The following is an 18,689-nucleotide window of genomic DNA, read 5'->3' as shown; positions in this document are numbered from 1 at the left end:
TGCCCACTCACTGCGCGGAGTAGTCGGCCGGCGCCTCGAAGTCCACAGGAGGAACGGGGGGCGCGTTGTGCCCGGCGGCATCGAACGCCTCGATGCGGGCGCGGTAGCTGCGGCCGTCCTCCATGGCGAACGTCCCGCTGCACGCCTCATGGCCGATGAAGGCCGCGTTGTTCGTCACCGGCACCACGTACTGCTGCACGCTGGGGCCCGGGCGCCGGGGCTCCAGCTTGACCACCAGGTAGGCGGGGCTCTCCTCGCGCAGGGACAGGTTCAAGCGCACGAAGCGGGCGGTGCCCTGGGCGGTGCGACGCAGGAAACCCTCGGAGACGGCGGGGCGCTTGAGCCAGCGCGGCGGCTGGGTGTCGGCGCCCTTGCCGGTGTGCCACTCGGGCAGCACCGCGCCGCCGCGGCCGTTGAGCAGCGCCACGTTGGGCAGCGCCTCGTCGATGCGCAGCGTGTAGCGCTTGTCCGCCTCCAGCTTGCCCACCACCTTGAGGATGATGGTGGCCCGGCCCAGGCTGCTCTCCCAACCGCGCTGCGCCTTCACCTCCGCCTCGTGGCCGTCCGCCACCAGCCGCAGCTTCTTGCCCACCAGCGCCACCACCGGCTCGCGGGCCGTGCCCACGCCCTCCAGGAGGAAGCGGCTGTTGATGGGGACGATGGCGCCCGGCGTGGGGAAGACCTGCACGCCGTCCCCCAGGCACTGGGCGAAGGCGTCGCGGGCGAGGAGCAGCACGAACAACGGCACGAGGAATCGGAGCACGGTGGAGCCAAGTCTGCGCCCCTGCGGGGTGGATGCCAAATCCGTTCCCGGGCCCGGGCGATATGGGGACCACGCCCCGTGCGTTCCAGCACGCGAAGCCCACGCCATCGCCCCGGGCGTCGGACCGTGCTTCACGTCACTCCACGTACGGGGCCACCTCCGGACACATCCTCATGCGCCCACGCCTCTCGACGTGGGTGACGGCCTGGCCAGGTCGCAACCGAGCCTCGGCGCGGGGGACCGCGACTCCAAGCTGGCCCAGGCGCCCACGGGCACGTACGTCCTGGGCGAGCCGCTGTCGCCGTCGAAGCCCGTCGTGCGCCGGGCGCCGGACTTCGAGTGGGAGGTGCTGGAGCGGGTGGAGCCGCGCTTCGCCGCGTTCCTGGAGACGCGGGCCCAGCACTACCTGGCGCTGGGCAGGGACCCCAGCGAGCCCACCGAGGAGTGAGCGCGCCCGGGCGTCAGTGCATGCCCCCGTCGTCCTCGCGCAGGACGATGGGGCCGTACTTCGCCTCGTAGCGGTTGAGGTTGTCCTGCATGGCCAGCATCAGCCGCTTCATGTGCTTGGGGCTGGTGATGATGCGCGAGCGCACCTTGGCCCGCAGCTGCTGCGGCTGGACGTAGATGAAGTCCAGGGTGAATTCCGTGTCCGTGTGGTTCACGAGGGCCATGTTGGCGTACTGACCATTGGCGACGTCCTCGTCGATTTGAATCTGCAACTGCATGTCCGGGGGCTTCGGAGTGTCCGCCATGAGGCATGTGGCATAGCGCCTGGGCCCTCGCGTGACCAGCGTGTCTTCATGATGGACACCTTGCTCCCGATGGACGCGGCGAAGACGGGGCCCTTCGACCTGGGGCAAGGCCCGGAGGCGTGCCTCTTGCTTCACGGCTTCACCGGCAGTCCCTGGGATGTGAGGCCCCTGGGCGAGGCGCTGGCCGCGCGGGGCATGCGGGTGGTGGCCCCCCTCTTGCCCGGCCATGGCACGACGCCCCAGGCGCTGTTGCGCGTCACCTGGCGGGACTGGCGGGAGGCGGCGCTGGAGGCGCTGGACGATTTGCGGGGGCACTCCAGCGTCTACGTGGCGGGGCTGTCCATGGGGGCGTTGTTGGCGCTGGGGCTGGCGGCGGAGCGGCCGGAGGCGGTGCGGGCGTTGGCGCTCGCGGCGCCGGCGATTCGGTTCCGGGGGCCTCGGATGATGCTCATCCGACAGTTGTCGCGCACGCCGCTGCTGGAGTGGGCGCGGCCGTGGGTGGAGAAGACGGGCACGGACATCTCGGACCCGGTGGCGCTGGCGGAGGCGCCGGTGCTGTCGGCGTTCCCGGTGGCGCGGCTCAGGGACTTGGTGACGCTGCAGGACGAGGCGGCGCGGCGGGTGGCGCAGGTGCGCTGTCCGGTGTTGGTGGCGGTGGCCGAGCAGGACCACGTGGTGGACCCGGAGGGGGGCCGGTGGCTGGCGCGGCGGCTCACGGCGTCGCCGTGTGTGCGCGTGGTGTCGCTGCGGCGCGGCTTCCATGTGATTCCGCGGGACACGGACGGGCGGCTGTTCGCGCGGGAGGTGGCGGACTTCCTGGGGCAGTGGCGTGACTTCGGGGAATGGGAGCCACAACCCGCGGGCGCATGAGGTGGGTTCGGGGCGCGGCGAAAAGCCGGGCACCCGTGTATCAAGAGCCCACCCATGTCCGACACGCCTCCCGTCGTCGAGCTGAGAGACGTCACCAAGTCCTATGTCGAAGGCGACACCGCGCGCGAGGTGCTCTCCGGGGTGAGCCTGTCGCTGTGGCGCGGTGAGTTCGTGGTGCTGCTGGGCCGCAGCGGCTCGGGCAAGTCCACGCTGCTCAACCTCATCAGCGGCATCGACCTGCCCACGCGCGGCGAGGTGCACGTCGATGGGAAGAACCTGGGCGCGCTGAGCGAGCGTGAGCGGACGCTGCTGCGCCGCGAGCGCGTGGGGTTCATCTTCCAGGCCTTCAACCTGCTGCCCACGTTGACGGTGGAGGAGAACGTGCGGCTGCCGGTGGAGCTGAACGGGAGCGACGCGGCGAAGGCGGGGGCGCGGGCGCGCGAGCTGTTGGAGCAGGTGGGGCTGGCGAACCGCGGGGGCAGCTTCCCGGACCGGCTGTCGGGCGGAGAGCAGCAGCGCGTGGCGGTGGCGCGGGCGCTGGCACATGCGCCGCCGTTGCTGTTGGCGGATGAGCCCACGGGGAACCTGGACGAGGCCACAGGGCGGCAGGTGCTGGATTTGCTGGAGGGGCTCACGCGGCGGGGACAGGCGTGCGCGCTCGTCGTCACGCATGAGCCGGGGTTGGTGGCGCGCGCGGACCGGGTGCTGGAGATGGTGGGCGGGAGACTGGTGGAGCGCGAGGCGCCACGAAGGGAGCGGCCGTGAGCGGGGACATCGCACGCACGGGCACCTGGGGGTGGGCGAGCCACCTGCGCATCGAGATGGATGGAGCGCGAGGCACCGCGAGAGAAGCACGCGTGAACCGGCCCGGTTCGGAACAGCGCTTCGCACGAAGGGGCGCCAGGGCGTGGGCGAGCTGTCAGGGCATCGTTCTTGATGGAGCGCGAGGCGCCGCCAAAGAAGCGCGCATGAACTGGTGCGGTCGGGGTGCGGAACGGCGTGTCGCACACACGAGCGCCCGAGAGTGGGCGAGCTATACGGCCATCGAGGATGGAAACCGCGACGCTCCTGAAGCACGGACCGGGAGGCGCCCGTGAGGAACCTGCTCGTGCGCTCCAGCCTGCGTCACCTGGGGCGGCATCCGTGGCTGACGGCGTTGTCCCTCCTCGGCATCGCGCTGGGTGTTGCGGTGGTGGTGTCCATCGACCTGGCGAGCGGCAGCGCGCTTCGCGCCTTCGAGCGCTCCACCGACGCAGTGGCCGGGCGTGCCACACATCAGCTGGTGGGCGGGACGTCGGGATTGTCGGAGGACGTGTATCGGAACCTGCGCCTGCGACAGGACGCGCCCGTGGCGGCACCCGTCGTCGAGGGCTACGTGCAGGCCGCTGTCGGAGACCGGCGCACACTCACGGTGCTGGGCGTGGACCCGTTCATGGAGTCCCCCTTTCGCGCATACGCGGGAGGCGAAGCGGTCGGTGACGTGGGCGCGCTGCTCACCGAGCCGGGCGCGGTGCTCTTGAGTGAGCGCGCCGCGCGCGCCCTGGGTGTCCGCGCGGGAGAGCGTCTGCCGGTGCGAGTGGAGGGTCGTGAGGTCTCGCTGCGTATCGCCGCGCTGCTCGCTCCCGCCGACGAGGACACCGCGCGCGCCCTGGAGGCGCTGGTGCTGACGGACGTGTCCACGGCACAGGAGGTGCTGGGGCGCATGGGCCGGCTGACGCGCGTGGACCTGCGACTGACGGAGGAACAGGCAGAGGCGCTGCGCTCGACGCTGCCCGAGGGCGTAGAGGTCGTCCGCTCGTCGGCACGGGCGAACACGGTGGAGCAGATGACGCGGGCGTTCCGCACCAACCTCACCGCGCTGTCGCTCCTCGCGCTCGTGGTGGGGATGTTCCTCATCTACAACACGATGACGTTCTCGGTGGTGCAGCGGCGCGGGCTGCTGGGACGGCTGCGCGCGGTGGGAATCACGCGGAACGAGCTGTTCGCGCTGGTGCTCGGTGAGGCGCTGGTGCTCGGCGTCGTGGGCACCGTGGCGGGGCTGTTGCTCGGCATCCTGTTGGGTCGTGGGTTGGTGGGGCTCATCACCCAGACCATCAATGACCTCTACTTCGTGGTGAGCGTGCGCGGGCTGGCGCTGGAGCCCTTCACGTTGGCCAAGGGATTGGCGCTGGGGCTCGGCGCGACGGTGCTCGCGGCGCTGGTGCCGGCCTGGGAGGCCGCGCGCTCGGCTCCGGCGACGACGCTGCGACGCTCGACGCTGGAGGATGTGTCGAGGACTCGCGCGCCTCGGCTCGCGGTGCTGGGAGTCGCCGTGCTCGCGGTGGGCGTGGGGCTCCTGAGCTGGTCCACGCCAGCGCTGTTCCCCGCGTACGTGGGCCTGTTCGCGGTGCTGCTTGGCGCGGCGCTGTTGGTGCCGTGGGTGACGGAGCGGCTGTCGCTGTACGCGGCGCTGCCGCTGGGGCTCTCGTTCGGATTGCTCGGGCGCATGGCCGCGCGTGGGGTGAGGACCAGCCTGAGCCGCACGGCGGTGGCGCTGGCGGCGCTGATGGTGGCGGTGGCGACGACGGTGGGCGTGGGACTGATGGTGTCCAGCTTCCGGGGCACGGTGCTGTCCTGGCTGGAGACGTCGCTCCAGGCGGACGTGTTCATCTCGCCGCCGTCACTGGTGGCGCGGCGAGGTGGCGCCACGATGGTGCCGGGGCTCGCCGAGAAGTTGCGCGCGACGCCGGGCATCGCGGGCAGCAGCACGCTGCGCGTGGCGCTGGTGCGCGCGGATGAGATTCCCACGGACCTGATCGCCGTCGACTTCAGCCAATCCCCGGCGCGGCCCTATCGCTTCAAGGAGGGCGGCGACGAGGCCGCGGTGTGGCGCGAGCTGGACGCGTCAAAAGACTCGCTCGTCGTGTCCGAGCCCTTCGCGTTCCATCGGCGCGTGAAGGTGGGCGACACGGTGCGGCTCTCCACGGACCGGGGGCCACATGACTTCAAGGTGGCCGGGGTGTACTTCGACTACGGCTCCGACGTGGGGACGATGCTGATGCCTCGCGCTACGTATGACCGCTGGTTCGACGACCGGGGCGTCAGCGGCGTCGCGCTGTACGCGGCGCCGGGGCAGGACGTGGACGCGCTGGTGAACACCGTGCGAGCGCAAGCGGGGGATGAACAGGCGCTGCTGGTGCGCCCGAATCGCTCACTGCGACAAGCGTCGATGGAGGTGTTCGACCGCACGTTCACGATTACGCAGGTGCTGCGGCTGTTGGCCATCGGCGTGGCGTTCGTGGGCGTGCTGAGCGCGTTGATGTCATTGCAACTGGAGCGCTCGCGCGAGTTCGCGGTGCTGCGCGCGATGGGTCTGACGCCGGGGCAACTGTGGGGGCTGGTGTCGCTGCAGACGGGGCTGTTGGGGTTGCTGGCGGGGTTGTTCTCCATGCCGCTGGGCGTGGGGCTGGCGTACATCCTGGTGCACGTCATCAACCAGCGCTCCTTCGGGTGGACGCTGCGGCTCGCGGGGACGTCGGAGACGTTGGGTCAGGCGATGTTGCTGGCGCTGGTGGCCTCGGCGCTGGCGGGGCTGTACCCGGCGTGGCGGATGGCGAGAGCCAATCCCGCGCTCGCGTTGAGGGAGGAGTGACGCCATGAGCAACGGCCGAGGGCTCGTCATCGGGACGGCGGTGGTGCTGGTGGCGCTGGCGGTGGCGGCGTACTTCGTGACGCGCGAGACGGAGCTGCCGCCCCTGACACGGGGCGGCACGTTGACGGTGGCGTCGGCGCTTGGCGGGAGCGACGGTGGGATGGAGGGCTATGCACGGGCCTTCGAGCCTCGTGAGTTCCACTTCCCCGAGGACCACGGTCCGCATCCGGAGTTCCGCACGGAGTGGTGGTACTGGACGGGAAATCTGGAGACCGCGGACGGACGGGCGTTCGGGTATCAGTTCACGCTGTTCCGCAATGCGCTGTCGCCGACGGAGTCACAGCGTGACTCGGCGTGGGGAGCGCGGCAGGTGTACCTGGGGCACTTCACGGTGACGGACGTGGCGGCGGGACGGTTCCACGTCGCGGAGCGCTACAGCCGGGCCGCGCTGGGACTGGCGGGGGCGAGCACGCAGCCGTTCAAGGTGTGGCTGGAGAGCTGGGAGGCCACGAGCGCGGGCGCGTCGATGTGGCCGGTGCGGCTGCGCGCGCAGGGTGAGGATGTGACGTTGGAGTTGTTGTTGGAGCCGGGCAAGCCGCCGGTGCTCGAGGGTGAGCGGGGGTTGAGCCAGAAGAGCGCGGAGCCGGGGAACGCATCGTACTACTACTCGATGACGCGGATGCCTTCGCGGGGCACGGTGAAGGTGGAGGGACAGACGTACGCGGTGACGGGGGAGAGCTGGATGGACCGCGAGTGGAGCACCAGCGCGCTGGGACCGGACCAGGTGGGCTGGGATTGGTTCTCGTTGCAGCTCTCCGACGGCAGCGAGCTGATGTACTACCAACTGAGGAAGAAGGACGGCTCGGTGGACCCGTTCAGCTCGGGGACGTGGGTGCCGCCGGTGGGCGCGGCGGACAGTGCGTCGATGCATCTGAACCGGGACGACGTGGAGCTGTCGGTGCTGAGCACGTGGAAGAGCCCGCGCGGTGGGGAGTATCCGTCGCGATGGAGGCTGCGCGTGGCGAAGCTCGGGCTGGAGCTGACGGTGACGCCGAAGCTCGCGGACCAGGAGCTGCCGGTGAGCGTGCGCTACTGGGAGGGCTCGGTGGCGCTGGATGGCAATCGTGCGGGCCAGCCGGTGCGAGGACGCGGCTACGTGGAGCTGACGGGCTACGCGGACACACACGCCACCACGAGGCGACCGGAGACCCGGGCCCGTGGGACCCCGGAGACTCGCGGCGGGAACTGACGCGCACACCTCGAAACCGATACCAACCCTCGACAGAAGCGAGCCATGAACACCCCTCGTGACCTCTTCGATGCTGTTCTGGCCAGACCGGCCCAAGAGGTCGCGGCGTGGCTCGAAGACGTGACGATTGGCCAGCCCGTCGACCAGGAGGACTTCAACTGGGAGGTCTTCGCTTTCACGATAGCGACACGAGCCGGCGAGGAGCAGAGCCTCCCATGGGCTCGGATCGCGCTGCGGACATACGAAGCGCTCGCCCACAGCGCACAGGCACGCGCCGCGCACTCGTTCTGGCTCTCCGCCATGAACCTGCGCGCACGCCTCATCGAGGATCTGGGTCCACGACAAGGGGACGACATCCTGGACCCTGAAATCGTGAGGGAGTGGTTCCAACGCGTGGCCACCTTGGCCCCACAAGAGGCACAAGCCCTGCTGGCCTCGTCAGACATCCGTGCGTTCCCCCGAGATAAGCTGCTCCTGCTTCGGGACATCAAGAACGCACTCAACATCCTGTCTCGAATCGCCGAGCCAGACCTCACTCGGCTGCACCCCGAATTGAAGGACTGGTTGATGCTGCGGGCCCGGTATGCTCGGGCCCGCTCGTGACGCCGCGCGCCCGAGCCCGGAGGAGCCGTGCCCAGACCCCTGGTCGATGTGGACTCGGCGCCCGCGTCCGCCTTCTGCCTCACCGACGCCCTGTCCCCCTCCACCTCCCCGTGGCACACCCACCGTCGCCACCAGCTCCTCTACGCCGCCAGCGGCGCCCTCCACCTCGAGGTCGCCGAGGCCCAGTGGCTCCTGCCTCCTCAACGCGCCGCCTGGCTCGCCGCCGGCACCCGCCACCGCGTCCGCACCACCCAGCCCGCCACCCTCTGCACCGTCTACCTGAAGCCCTCGCGCGTCCCCGCCGCTCCCTCCGGCGACTGCCGCGTCTTCGTCCTGCCACCCCTCGCGCGCGAGATGCTCCTCCACTCCACCCGCTGGGGACCCGAGCGCTCACCTCGCGACCCCGTCGCCGAGAGCTTCTTCTCCACCCTCGCGCACCTGCTGTCCGAATGGAGCGCGGAGCCTCGCGACTGGCGCCTGCCCCGCGCCCGCACACCCGAGCTGGAGCGCGCCATGGCCTACACCCTGGCCCACCTCCCAGGCCCCGTCACCCTCGCGGGCGCGGCGAAGGCCGCGGGACTCTCCCAGCGCACCCTCGCCCGCCGCTTCGATGACGAGGCCGGCACCTCCTGGCGCCGCTTCCTCCACGACGCCCGCATGCTGCGCGCCATGGAGCTGCTCGCCGAGGACGGCGCCCGCGTCACGCAGACCGCCTACGCCGTGGGCTTCGAGAGCCTCGCCGCCTTCACCCACGCCTTCACCGCCTTCACCGGTGAGCGCCCCCGCGACTTCCGCCAACGCATCGCCAAGGGCACCACCGCGCTCCCCTCCCCTACCCGCCGCAGGCGACGCGGTTGACCAGGCCGTACACGCCGTAGCCCACCAGGTACGGCAGCTTCAGCTCCGGGAACGCCGCCACCGCGCGCTGCTCCAACTGCCCGTAGTGCGTCGACGCCTGCTCGCCGCACAGCTCCGACCCGCGCTCGCCCAGCTCCGCCGCGTACCCCTCCACCAGCGTCACCATCCCATCCAAATAGCGCCGCTGCGCTTCAATCACATCCATCACCGGCGCGCTGTCCCCTCGCCCGCCATGCACCGTGGACCGAGGCCACGCGGACAGCTCCCCCAGCGCCGCCTTCCATGACGCCACGTCCGGCACCACCTTGCCCTCGCGCACCCCGCCCTCCAGCCACGCGTGCGCGCCGTGGTGCACCAAATCCCCGACGATGAGCGCCTCGCTCCCCGGCACGTACGCCACCGTCTGCGTCACCGTCACACCCGAGTGCTTCAGCTCCGTCAGCTCCACCTTCGCGCCCCCTTCGAGCGGCAGCGAGTAGCTCCCCGTGAAGGTGACATCCACCGTGGCCTCGGCGGGATAGGTCTCCTCCGTGAAGGCCTTCGCCACGTTCACCCAATAGAACTTCTTGTACGCGTGCACGGCGGGAATCGCCTCGGCGGTGGCCTTGCTCGCCACCACCTTCGCCCCCACGCGCTGGAACACCGCCGCGCCGTTGAACTTGTCCGGGTTCGGATGCGTGATGACCACGTAGCGGATGGGATGCGCGGTGCGCGCGCGGATGTGCTCCAGCACCTTGTTCGCCTCCCCTTCCGTGAACTGCGCGTCGAACACCACCACCTCCGCGCCCGTGTCGTAGAAGAACGAGTGCGTGTCGAACCCGCTCGCGTCACTCGTGTAGCGCTCGAGCCGCGCCTCCCCCAGCCCCGCCTTCGTCCCCGCGCAGCCCACCCCCAACAGCGCGCCCAGCAGCCACACCACCGACTTCATCCCGAACCCACGCATCGTCATCCACCTCGTGTCGAAAGGCCGGCCCCACCCGAGAGCCCGGCGAACGAGGCGGAAGATGCGCCAGCGGCCCCTGGCCTGCTTTCGCGCATCAGCCATCGATTTGCTCCCACCCGCCATCCCGGCCGAAGCCCCTCCACGGGCCCGACTCGTGCGGGCGCCAACACACCGCCCCGCCAACGGCATCCACACCGGCCGGGGACGTGGAGTAGGTTCCCCCCACATCCCCGGGAGGACCCACCTCATGCCGAAGACGAAGTACGTGCTGGCCCTGGACCAGGGCACCACTGGCACCCACGTCTCCATCCTCGACTCGAAGCTCAAGGTGGTGGGCAAGTCCTACAAGGAGTTCACCCAGCACTTCCCCAAGCCGTCCTGGGTGGAGCACGACCTGGATGAAATCTGGGCCACCAGCGAGTGGTGCATCGCCCGGGCGCTCAAGAGCGCGGGGCTCACCGGCCGGGACATCTCCGCGGTGGGCATCACCAACCAGCGCGAGACGACGGGCCTGTGGACCCGCGACACCGGCAAGCCCCTGCACCGCGCCATCGTCTGGCAGGACCGGCGCACCGCGGACCTGTGCCGCAAGCTCAAGGAGCGCGGCGTGGAGCCCCGCGTGCGCGAGACGACGGGCCTGGTGGTGGACCCGTACTTCTCCGGCACCAAGCTCACCTGGCTCTTCGAGCACGTGAAGGGCGCGCGCGCCAAGGCCGAGCGCGGCGACGTGTGCTTCGGCACCATCGACACGTGGCTCGTCTACAAGCTCACCGGCGGCACCACCCACGTCACCGACGTGTCCAACGCCAGCCGCACCCTGCTGATGGACCTGCGCACCCTGCAGTGGAGCGACGAGATGCGCTCGCTGCTCGACGTGCCCGGCGCGTGCCTGCCGCAGATTCGCGGCTCGGCCGAGGTCTACGGCACCACGCGCGGCATGCGCAGCCTGCCCGACGGCGTGCCCGTGGCGGGCATGGCCGGCGACCAGCAGGCCGCCCTCTTCGGCCAGGCCTGCTTCGAGCCCGGCGAATCCAAGTGCACCTACGGCACCGGCGCGTTCCTCCTGATGAACACCGGCACGGAGCCGGTGCGCTCGTCGGCGGGCCTGCTCACCACCGTGGCGTGGCGGCTGGGCGGCACCGGCTCCACCACGTACGCGCTGGAGGGCTCCAGCTTCATCGCCGGCGCCGCCGTGCAGTGGATGCGCGACGGCCTCAAGGCCATCAAGCGCGCCCCCGACATCGAGGCGCTCGCCGCCAGCGTGAAGGACTCCGGCGACGTCGTCTTCGTCCCCGCGCTCGCCGGCCTGGGCGCGCCGCACTGGCGCCCCGAGGCGCGCGGCCTGTTCGCCGGCATGGACCGCTCCACCACCGTGGCCCACATGGCGCGCGCGGTGCTCGAGGGCATCGCCCTGCAGATTCACGACCTGGCCGAGGCGATGCGCCGTGACAGCGGCCGCACCATCCCCGTCTTCAAGGCGGACGGCGGCGCCGCGGCCAACAACCTGCTCATGCAGTACCAGGCGGACCTGCTCGGCGTGCCCGTGGTGCGTCCGAAGAACCTGGAGACCACCAGCCTGGGCGCGGCCTTCCTGGGCGGCCTGGGCGCGGGCGTCTGGGACAGCCCGGAGGCCATCAAGCGCGCGTGGAAGGCGGACAAGACCTTCAAGCCGAGGATGAAGCCGCCCGAGCGCGAGCGTCACCTCGCCAAGTGGAAGCGCGCGGTGGAGCGCGCATGAAGTCCCGGCGGCTCCTCCTGCTCGCCCTGGCCTTGCTCACGGGCTGCCCGGGCGCCCTGCCTCCCGAGGAGTGTTTCCTCACCGGCGCGGCGGAGCCCCCCACGCTCATCATCGCGCAAGGGGAGACGGCGAGCGTGCGCGTCCCCGCCACCAGCCCCCAGGTCTGCGACACGCCGGAGGACGCCCACACGCCCGAGTCCGTCACCGTGGAGGTCCACGGCCCCGACAACCTGCCCGTGCCCGCCACGGTGGAGTTGCAGCCGGGCACCTGGTTCGCCACCGTGCGCTTCACGCCGAAGTCCACGGGCCGCCACCACGTCATCGTCGCGTTCGCGCCCGTGGGTAGCCTGCGTCAGTTCGACGTCCACGTGGCCCAGGATGAGCGCTCGCTCCCCCCGGTGGCGACGCTCGACCCGCGCCCCACCTGTCTCTTCGTGGACCGCACGCGCAGCGGGACCTGGCTGTGCGACCACCTGGCCCTGCGCGAACCGGGGACGCTGCCCCAGCCCGTGGGCCGTGAGACCCAGCCCGCCACCGCCGTGGCCGGAGACGTGGTGTGGGCGATGACGGAAACCGAGGTGCGCCGCTACGTCGACCCGGGCACGGGCCCCCTCATCCTCACCGGCGCCGCGCCCCTACCGCCCGGCTCGTACGACACGGACCGCACGCCCCACTCGCGGCTCGCCACCGAGGACGAGTACCTGGTGGCGGACGCGACGACGCTGCACCGCTTCATCTTCCGCGAGGGTGAAGGGGTGCTCGCCTTCTCCAACACCCCCTGGAGCTCGCTCTCCACACCACAGCTCACCTTCGGCACCGACAGCACCCGCGCCATCCTGGTGCGCGGCGGGGACACCGTGTGGCTGGTGAGCTCCGCGCAGGACTCCGTCACCTTCACCCCGCGCACCCAGGCCTGTCCCTTCCAGGTGGACGCGCGGGGCTTCTATCGTCCCAGCACCACCCGCGCGTGCGCGGTGCTCGCCGGCGAGCCCGTGGGCCATGGCGAGGGCGTGGTGTGGACCCGTGACACGGTGCAGACCTCGACCGGCTTCATCCCCGTGCTGCACCGTCATGAAGTGAGCGCCGCGCACGGCCTCCAGGAGGCGGGCGCGCTCTCGCTGGACAGCAGCATCACCAGCTTCGTGCAGGAGCTGCGGCCCGGGCCCTCCCATCCGCTGCTCAAGTCCTCGAGCGGAGTCGGAACCCTCGCCACGCCCCGATGGAACGCGGAGCGAACCGCGCTCGTGCTCGCGTTGCTACCCGACCCCGGACACGCGAATCACATTACGCGCATCTCGGACCATTTCACCTGGACGGTGAACCGTCTCGGCGCGCCGGGGGTGCGCGTGCATCCGTGGACGTCCTCCCCCTGACGGGTGCTTTCCTCGGGCGGCCAAGCGGATATGAAGGAGGGCACCATGTCCCAGAAAGCCCCCCTGCTCGCGCCCGAGGCCCTCCAGTCCTTCCTCGCCCAGCATCCCGAGTGGAAGCACGAAGGCGGGATGATTCGCCGCACCTATGAGGCCCCGTCCTTCCTCGCGGGCATCGCCTTCGTGGAGCGCGTGGCGCACGCGGCCGAGAAGGCGGACCACCACCCGGACATCGACATCCGCTGGCGCAAGGTGACGCTGGCGCTCGTCACACACGACTCCAACGGCCTGACGTCCAAGGACACCGACCTCGCCCATGAGGCGGACCGGCTCTTCGACGAGGTGGTACCCCAGAAGTGAGCACCTCGGCTGTGAGTGGTTTCGTCGTGATGACCTCCAGGACCCTCGCGGGGCTGCGCGCGCTCGTCGGGTGCGCGGTGGTGATGCTGTCGTCCGCCGCGCTCGCGCAGGACGAGCAGCCCACGGAGCCGCGTCCGGAGCGGCTGTACTTCAACCCCGGTTCGCTGTTGGGCTCGGCGCGCGTCGTCGCGCTGGGGGGCGCCTACGTGGGCATCGCCGAGGGCGCGGCGGGCTTCCCCAGCAACCTGGCGGCGCTGGCCCACCGGGGCCCCGCGCTGGAGAAGGACTGGGACCTGGGCGTCACCCTGTCCTGGCTGGACCTGCCGTTCACCAGCGGACGCGCGCGCGACGTGGACAACGACGGCCGCGCGGACGAGTCCCAGGACCGGCGGCAGCTGCTGGGCGGCCTGCTGCTGCAATACAAGCGCTTCGGCATCGGCTTCGCGCTGCGCAACAGCGCCGTCACCTACTGCGCCACGGTGGCGTGCGCGACGGACAGCGAGCGCATCCGCGTGTCCATGACGCAGTCGGTGCTGGCGGGCGCGGTGTCCTTCGGCCAGGACGACTTCATCCTCGCGCTGGGCATCTACGCGGCGCAGGCCACCTTCCGGCTGTCCTCCGGCGGTGAGGACTGGCGCTACGGCGACACGGGCGTGGCCGTGGACATGCTGTACCGCCCCCATGGCCGCGCCTGGCGGCTGGGCGTGACGGTGCGGCCCGAGGTGGTGGCGGACTGGCGCCGCAAGGACGGCCAGGCGCCGGTGCTGGCGGACCGCACGCTGTTCAGCGCGGTGGTGTCGCCCGCGGTGCTGTCTTTGGGCGCGAGCTGGCGGCTGGGCGAAGGCGCGGAGCGCTACAACCGCCTGTCCCCCGCGGCGCGGCGGCAGCTGCTCGTGGACGGGGACGCGCTCCCGGTGCCGGAGGAGGAGCCCCGGGACGCGCCCGCGGGACGGTGGCTCATCAGCGCGCAGGTGGACCTCTTGTCCGGCGTGGACAACGCGGTGCCGCTGCGCACCTTCGCGTCCACGGCCCAGGAGCAGCTCGTGGGCCACACCTCCGAGTTCGCGCCCCGGCTGGGCGTGGAGCACGACACCGTGCCGGGGATGATTCGCCTGCGCGCGGGCGTGTACGCGGAGCCCTCGCCCTTCGATGGCCGGCCGCCGCGGCCGCACATCACCGGCGGCTTCGAGGTGTTCGTCCTGCGCTACTGGGAGGACTGGTCCATCAACGCCTCCTTCGACCTGGCGAGCCGCTACACCAACGTCGGTCTGTCCATCGGCTTCTGGCGCTGAAGGCGCGGCGCGCGCCCGCACGTGGGTAGCGCGCGGGCCTCCGTGGCGACACCGGGTGCGCGACCAGGGCGCGCGGCCACTCCTCGTGGGAAACCTGGCGCGCGCGTCGAAGCGGGCGAGCGAGCAGACATCGCACACGGTATTGCTGGCACCTACCAGCATGGAGACCCTCCGAGTGCGGAGGGGGCTTCATGCATCAAGGGCGGCGGTGGTTGCGGACTGTCGCGTGCGCGACAGCGCTGGGTTGGGCGGGCTGGCTGACGGGCTGTGAGGACTCGGACCCGGAGGAGCCAACCGATTGTGTGAGCGAACCACGACGAGGGGGCTGTCCCGAACCCGCGCAGGAGCTCCCTCCTCCCGAGGAGGACGCGGGCACTCCACCTCCCGAGGCAGACGCGGGGACACCCGACGCGGGTCCACCGCCCCTGGAGCCTCCGCCTCCGCCGCCACCGGCGACGACGGGGAGCACGCTGTGGATGGCGCGCGAGGGCACCGCGCAGGATGACCTGGCGCTGGGCGCCGCGGTGGACGCCAACGGCGACATCCTCACGGCGGCGCAGTACGAGCTGGATGACCTCCAGGAACGTCAGCCCACGGACGACACCGTGCGGCTGGTGCTCACCCGCCGCGCGGAGACGGGCGACGTGCGGTGGACACGCGCCTATCCGGTGCGCGTGGCCCAGACGCCGGAGTCCCTGCGCGCGGAGGTGAATGCACGCGTCGCGCCGGCACCGGAGGGAGGGCTCTTCGTGGCCGTGGATGCCCGGGGCCTGGTGGACTTTGAGCCCCAGGAGCTGGGGGACGGCGCGTTCCTGGCGCGGTTGGATTCGGCGGGCAACCTGGTCTGGACGGCGCGTGTCCCCGGGGGCGACGCGACGGTGGCGGACCTGCTGCTCGACGCCCAGGGACGGCCGATGGTCGCGTTCAACACCTCCGGCTCCACCGACTTCGGCGAGGGCGTGGTCGGCTCCGGCGCGGTGGTGGTGACGTACTCGGTGGACGGCAAGCCCGAGCAGGCGCTGAACGTCGGACGCGCGGAGGGCGAGGGCGCGCGCGTCCTCATCACCACGATGGCCCTGGGGCCGGACGGGCACGTGGTGGTGGGCGGGCGCTACACGGGCGCGGTCCGCTTCGGGACGCAGCGCTCGGAGGGCGCCTCCGAGGGCAGCGCGTTCGTCGCCGTGTACCTGCCGACGGGTGCCCTGGTCTGGGCGCGGCCGCTCGCGCAGGCGAAGGGCACGGTGAGCGACGTGGGGGTGGATGCGCGGGGCACGGTGGTGGCGCTCGGCTCCTTCCTGGGCACGGTGTCCTGGGGGACGGCGAAGCTCCAGGGCCACGCGTACCGGGCGAGCCCCTTCCTCGTGTCCGCGGACGCGGCGGGCAAGGAGCGCTGGAGCCGCAACCTGGGCGATGGACTGCGGGCCGGAGCGCTCGGGGTGAAGCCCTCGGGCGAGCTGGTGGTGGGCGGCTTCACGTACTCGCTCATCGTGGACGGCGCGGCGGGGCCGGATGGACTGGGCTCGGCGCAGCCCGTGGCCCTGCGCTACGGCGCGGACGGCGCGTCGCTCGGGCTGAAGCTGTACATCTCCGACCCGCCCCAGCCCCGAGGCGAGCTGTACGGCGTGGAAGACCTCCGCTTCGTGGGCATGCTCCCGGACGGCGATGTCCTGCTGTTCGGCCACACGGACCGCAACTCGGACTTCGGCACGGGCCGGCGCGCGCCGGCGCGCAGTGATTTGTTCCTGCTGCGCATGAAGCAATAGGCGGCGCGAGGGCCTCGAGCATGACTCGGGGCCCTTCGCCTCCGCTCGGATGACACGGGCTTCTTGGCTCACGCCGCGACGAGCGGCGTCGAGCCTCGTGTCGGGTCCACCCTCGTGTGATGGGTGCGCGGCGCCGGGGCGGCTGAGCCCACCGGGCCTCGAGACAGACACATCCGCGGCGCGCGCGTGGCCTTCGCGCCGGAAGTCCCCGGTCAGCCGCCGCTCGGAAGGCACCTGCATCCCGAGGCGGTCGGCTCACCGGAGCGTGTGGACAAGGCGCCTAGCGGCGCGTGGTGCGACGCGAGGTCTTCCGGGCCGCGCCCTTGCGAGCCGCCCCCTTGCGCGCGGTGGTGCGGCCACGGGCCGGGCTCTTGCGAGCGGTGCGACCCGCCGTTCCGGTCCGACGCGCGGTCGTCTTGCGAGCACCGCCCCGCTTGCTCCGGGCCGGGGTCTTCTTGCGAGCAGTCTTTCCGCGCGTGGTCGTGCGCTTCGCCGCGGCCTTGCGGCGCGAGGTGGTCTTCTTCGCGCGAGCACCGGTGCGGCCCGACGCCTTCTTCGTGGCGCGACGGCGCCGCGAGGATGACTTGCGCGTCGAGGACGTCGAGGGAGCCAGGGCCATCTCCGAGGGGGCCAGGCTGTCGGTGATCTGCGAATTGACGGTCTCGTGAGTCATTCCATCTCCTCCGGTGAACGAGAACAACAGGCGATGCGAAACGCAGCGTACGCCTGTGCGCGCGCGATGAGAGCCCTCCCCCTCGCGAAGATGAACGACAGCGGACGAATGGCGCGTCGGGCCTCGCCCATCAGGGTGCGTAGCCGAGTTCGCGCTCCGCCTTCTCCACCTGTCCGAGCGCTTCCTTCAGTCCTCGTGAGGAAGCCACCGCGCGCGCGCGCCGCAGTCGCTCCTCGACGCGCGCCTTCTCCCCGAGCAGCGCGTGGGCCCGGCCCAGCTCCAGCAACGCATCGACGGCGGACCACCAGTCCTCGTGGGACTCCGCGTTGGTGAGGGCCTGCTCCAGATGGGGCAGCGCGGCGGGGACATCGCCCCGGCGCAGGTGGAGCCGGCCGAGGGAGGTATGGGCCTCGCGCTGGCCGGCGGGGTCCTTCACCCGACGAGCCAGGGCGAGGGCCTTCTCCGAGAGCGCCAGGGCCTGGTCGTCCTTGGGGTCCTTGCGCGAGCGCACGTTGGCGAGGGCGACCAGGGCGAACATCTGGCCGGTGTTGAAGCCGACCTGCTCGCGCAGCCGCAGGGACTGTTCATACAGGGTGATGGCGGAGTCGAGCCGGCCCTGGTCCTCGTCGAGGGAGGCGAGGTGGCGAAGGTTGTAGGACTCCATCAGGACGTCGTTCGAGGCGCGGGCGAGGGACAGGCCATGCGCGTAGGTCGACCTCGCGGCCTCGGCCTGGCCCTGGAACTGTTGGGTGAGGCCCAGATGGAACAGGGCCTCGATGTGCCCTCGCGTGTCACCGGAGGACGCGGCGAGGTCCCGGGCCTGCTCGAAGAGGGCGACGACGGGGGCCCACTCGCCCTGGCCGGTGAGGAGCACGATGAAGTAGTGGAACATGCCCTCGGCGTCGAGCGCGGCGACGCGGGCACGGGCGTCGCCCGAGGCGTCGGCGAGGCGGCGCGCGCGGCGCAGCACGTCGAGCACCTGGGTGGTGTCCATCCCCGGCTGGTGACGGAGCATGCGGGACATGACGCGGCCCTGCTCGGCGAGGATGCGGGCTTCCCCTCCCGGGTCCTTCAGGGTCCGAGCGCGCTCACTGGCGAACTGACCCAGCGACACGGCGTCATCGAAGCGGCTCTCCAAATCGTAGGCCTGCATCACGGTGACGGCGGCCTCGCTGAAGGGGCGGCCCTGCTCCGCGGCGGTGCCGGCGTTGATGGCCTGGGCGGGCCGGCCGGTCGCGCAAGCGGTGACGAGTGATGCCAGTCCCACACAGATGACCTGCCGCATGTCCGAGTCCTCCGGGAGAGGCGTCGTGCCCCTCCATCGCGGAGACGAGGCTAGGGAGTCAGTCGCGCCGTGGGGCGCTGATGGGATGAGACGCGGATGGGAGGGACGAGCCGCGGACGGGGAAGGATGAGTGTCCCGCTGTCGGGGGTGCCTCGGATGGGGTTACCCTCTGCGACATCATGACGGCCGAGGAACGACAGAAGCTCGTGGAGCAAGCGCGGGCGCTCCTGTTGGAGCAGGTGGTCCGCTGGGAGTCCCCCATGCGGTGGAGCGAGGACGACAGCAATGGCTACCGGAAGCTCGCGGTGGCGGCGCGTCAGGCGCTCGCGGGGGACACGGGCGCGATTGCGACGCTGCGCCGGGTGTTCGACGAGTCGTTCTTCGCCAGGACGAACTCCCACAACGAATACGGACTGGCCTCGCTGGGGCTCGCGCTGCTCGGGGACCGCGAGTCGGTGGAGCGCATCCGCGCGGTGTCGCCCATCAACCTGAACCGGACGACGAAGCCGCTCGCCCTCGCGCTGCTCGAAGAGGACTGA

General features: G+C 71.3%; 18 protein-coding genes. 13 read left to right on the top strand and 5 right to left on the bottom strand.

The window, feature by feature from the left end:
- Window positions 1–7 precede the first annotated feature (7 nt).
- Window positions 8–763, bottom strand: a complete 756-nt coding sequence (locus VZQ01_RS24185) for a hypothetical protein (RefSeq protein ID WP_074953978.1) — start codon at window positions 761–763, stop codon at window positions 8–10.
- A gap of 193 nt (window positions 764–956) precedes the next feature.
- Between VZQ01_RS24185 and VZQ01_RS24180 the strand changes: the two genes are divergently transcribed.
- Window positions 957–1,211, top strand: a complete 255-nt coding sequence (locus tag VZQ01_RS24180) for a hypothetical protein (protein WP_426744748.1) — start codon at window positions 957–959, stop codon at window positions 1,209–1,211.
- A gap of 13 nt (window positions 1,212–1,224) precedes the next feature.
- Here the strand turns inward: VZQ01_RS24180 and VZQ01_RS24175 are convergent, their stop codons facing one another.
- A complete protein-coding gene (locus tag VZQ01_RS24175; RefSeq protein ID WP_046716576.1) occupies window positions 1,225–1,515 on the bottom strand; it encodes a DUF3467 domain-containing protein in 291 nt (96 codons plus the stop codon).
- A 69-nt stretch (window positions 1,516–1,584) separates the two neighbouring features.
- Here VZQ01_RS24175 and VZQ01_RS24170 point away from each other — a divergent pair, with 69 nt between their 5' ends.
- The 6 genes from VZQ01_RS24170 (at window position 1,585) to VZQ01_RS24145 (ending at window position 8,726) form a co-directional block, all read left to right on the top strand.
- Window positions 1,585–2,385: an alpha/beta hydrolase gene (locus tag VZQ01_RS24170; RefSeq protein ID WP_267701168.1), complete on the top strand. Its 801-nt coding sequence runs from the start codon at window positions 1,585–1,587 to the stop codon at window positions 2,383–2,385.
- Between the two features lie 54 nt (window positions 2,386–2,439).
- Complete coding sequence (locus VZQ01_RS24165; RefSeq protein ID WP_408888943.1) at window positions 2,440–3,150, top strand: ABC transporter ATP-binding protein; 711 nt, start codon at window positions 2,440–2,442, stop codon at window positions 3,148–3,150.
- A 328-nt stretch (window positions 3,151–3,478) separates the two neighbouring features.
- Complete coding sequence (locus tag VZQ01_RS24160) at window positions 3,479–6,016, top strand: FtsX-like permease family protein (protein ID WP_426744746.1); 2,538 nt, start codon at window positions 3,479–3,481, stop codon at window positions 6,014–6,016.
- A gap of 4 nt (window positions 6,017–6,020) precedes the next feature.
- Window positions 6,021–7,265 (top strand): lipocalin-like domain-containing protein, encoded by a 1,245-nt coding sequence (locus tag VZQ01_RS24155; protein WP_426744744.1) that lies wholly within the window; start codon window positions 6,021–6,023, stop codon window positions 7,263–7,265.
- Between the two features lie 45 nt (window positions 7,266–7,310).
- On the top strand, window positions 7,311–7,868 hold the full coding sequence (locus VZQ01_RS24150) for a hypothetical protein (protein ID WP_426744742.1): 558 nt from the start codon (window positions 7,311–7,313) through the stop codon (window positions 7,866–7,868).
- Between the two features lie 27 nt (window positions 7,869–7,895).
- Complete coding sequence (locus tag VZQ01_RS24145; RefSeq protein WP_426744740.1) at window positions 7,896–8,726, top strand: AraC family transcriptional regulator; 831 nt, start codon at window positions 7,896–7,898, stop codon at window positions 8,724–8,726.
- Here the strand turns inward: VZQ01_RS24145 and VZQ01_RS24140 are convergent.
- Entirely contained in the window at window positions 8,701–9,675 is a 975-nt protein-coding gene (locus VZQ01_RS24140; RefSeq protein WP_426744738.1) for an MBL fold metallo-hydrolase, read from the bottom strand. The genes VZQ01_RS24145 and VZQ01_RS24140 overlap by 26 nt on opposite strands.
- A 241-nt stretch (window positions 9,676–9,916) precedes the next feature.
- Between VZQ01_RS24140 and glpK the strand changes: the two genes are divergently transcribed.
- The 5 genes from glpK (at window position 9,917) to VZQ01_RS24115 (ending at window position 16,192) form a co-directional block, all read left to right on the top strand.
- The gene (glpK, locus tag VZQ01_RS24135; protein WP_223749687.1) at window positions 9,917–11,407 is read left to right on the top strand and encodes a glycerol kinase GlpK; all 1,491 of its coding nucleotides are present in this window, start codon (window positions 9,917–9,919) and stop codon (window positions 11,405–11,407) included.
- Window positions 11,404–12,780, top strand: a complete 1,377-nt coding sequence (locus VZQ01_RS24130) for a hypothetical protein (protein ID WP_426744736.1) — start codon at window positions 11,404–11,406, stop codon at window positions 12,778–12,780. Before glpK ends, VZQ01_RS24130 begins: the two co-directional genes overlap by 4 nt.
- Window positions 12,781–12,825: 45 nt before the next feature.
- The gene (locus tag VZQ01_RS24125; RefSeq protein ID WP_223749685.1) at window positions 12,826–13,137 is read left to right on the top strand and encodes a 4a-hydroxytetrahydrobiopterin dehydratase; all 312 of its coding nucleotides are present in this window, start codon (window positions 12,826–12,828) and stop codon (window positions 13,135–13,137) included.
- 29 nt (window positions 13,138–13,166) lie between these two features.
- Window positions 13,167–14,429: a hypothetical protein gene (locus VZQ01_RS24120; protein WP_223782909.1), complete on the top strand. Its 1,263-nt coding sequence runs from the start codon at window positions 13,167–13,169 to the stop codon at window positions 14,427–14,429.
- Window positions 14,430–14,731: 302 nt separating this feature from the next.
- Entirely contained in the window at window positions 14,732–16,192 is a 1,461-nt protein-coding gene (locus VZQ01_RS24115) for a hypothetical protein (RefSeq protein ID WP_426744733.1), read from the top strand.
- 280 nt (window positions 16,193–16,472) lie between these two features.
- On the opposite strand, the gene VZQ01_RS24110 is transcribed toward VZQ01_RS24115, so the two are convergent.
- A complete protein-coding gene (locus VZQ01_RS24110) occupies window positions 16,473–16,865 on the bottom strand; it encodes a hypothetical protein (RefSeq protein WP_046716582.1) in 393 nt (130 codons plus the stop codon).
- Between the two features lie 130 nt (window positions 16,866–16,995).
- The gene (locus tag VZQ01_RS24105) at window positions 16,996–18,150 is read right to left on the bottom strand and encodes a tetratricopeptide repeat protein (protein ID WP_426744731.1); all 1,155 of its coding nucleotides are present in this window, start codon (window positions 18,148–18,150) and stop codon (window positions 16,996–16,998) included.
- Window positions 18,151–18,329: 179 nt separating this feature from the next.
- Between VZQ01_RS24105 and VZQ01_RS24100 the strand changes: the two genes are divergently transcribed.
- Window positions 18,330–18,689 (top strand): hypothetical protein, encoded by a 360-nt coding sequence (locus tag VZQ01_RS24100; RefSeq protein WP_426744729.1) that lies wholly within the window; start codon window positions 18,330–18,332, stop codon window positions 18,687–18,689.

The organism is Myxococcus faecalis (assembly GCF_050039385.1).
In the GTDB taxonomy this organism is placed as follows: Bacteria; Myxococcota; Myxococcia; order Myxococcales; family Myxococcaceae; genus Myxococcus; species Myxococcus fulvus.
Note: the sequence above shows the minus strand (reverse complement) of the source record. Positions and strands in the feature narration are given on the sequence as shown.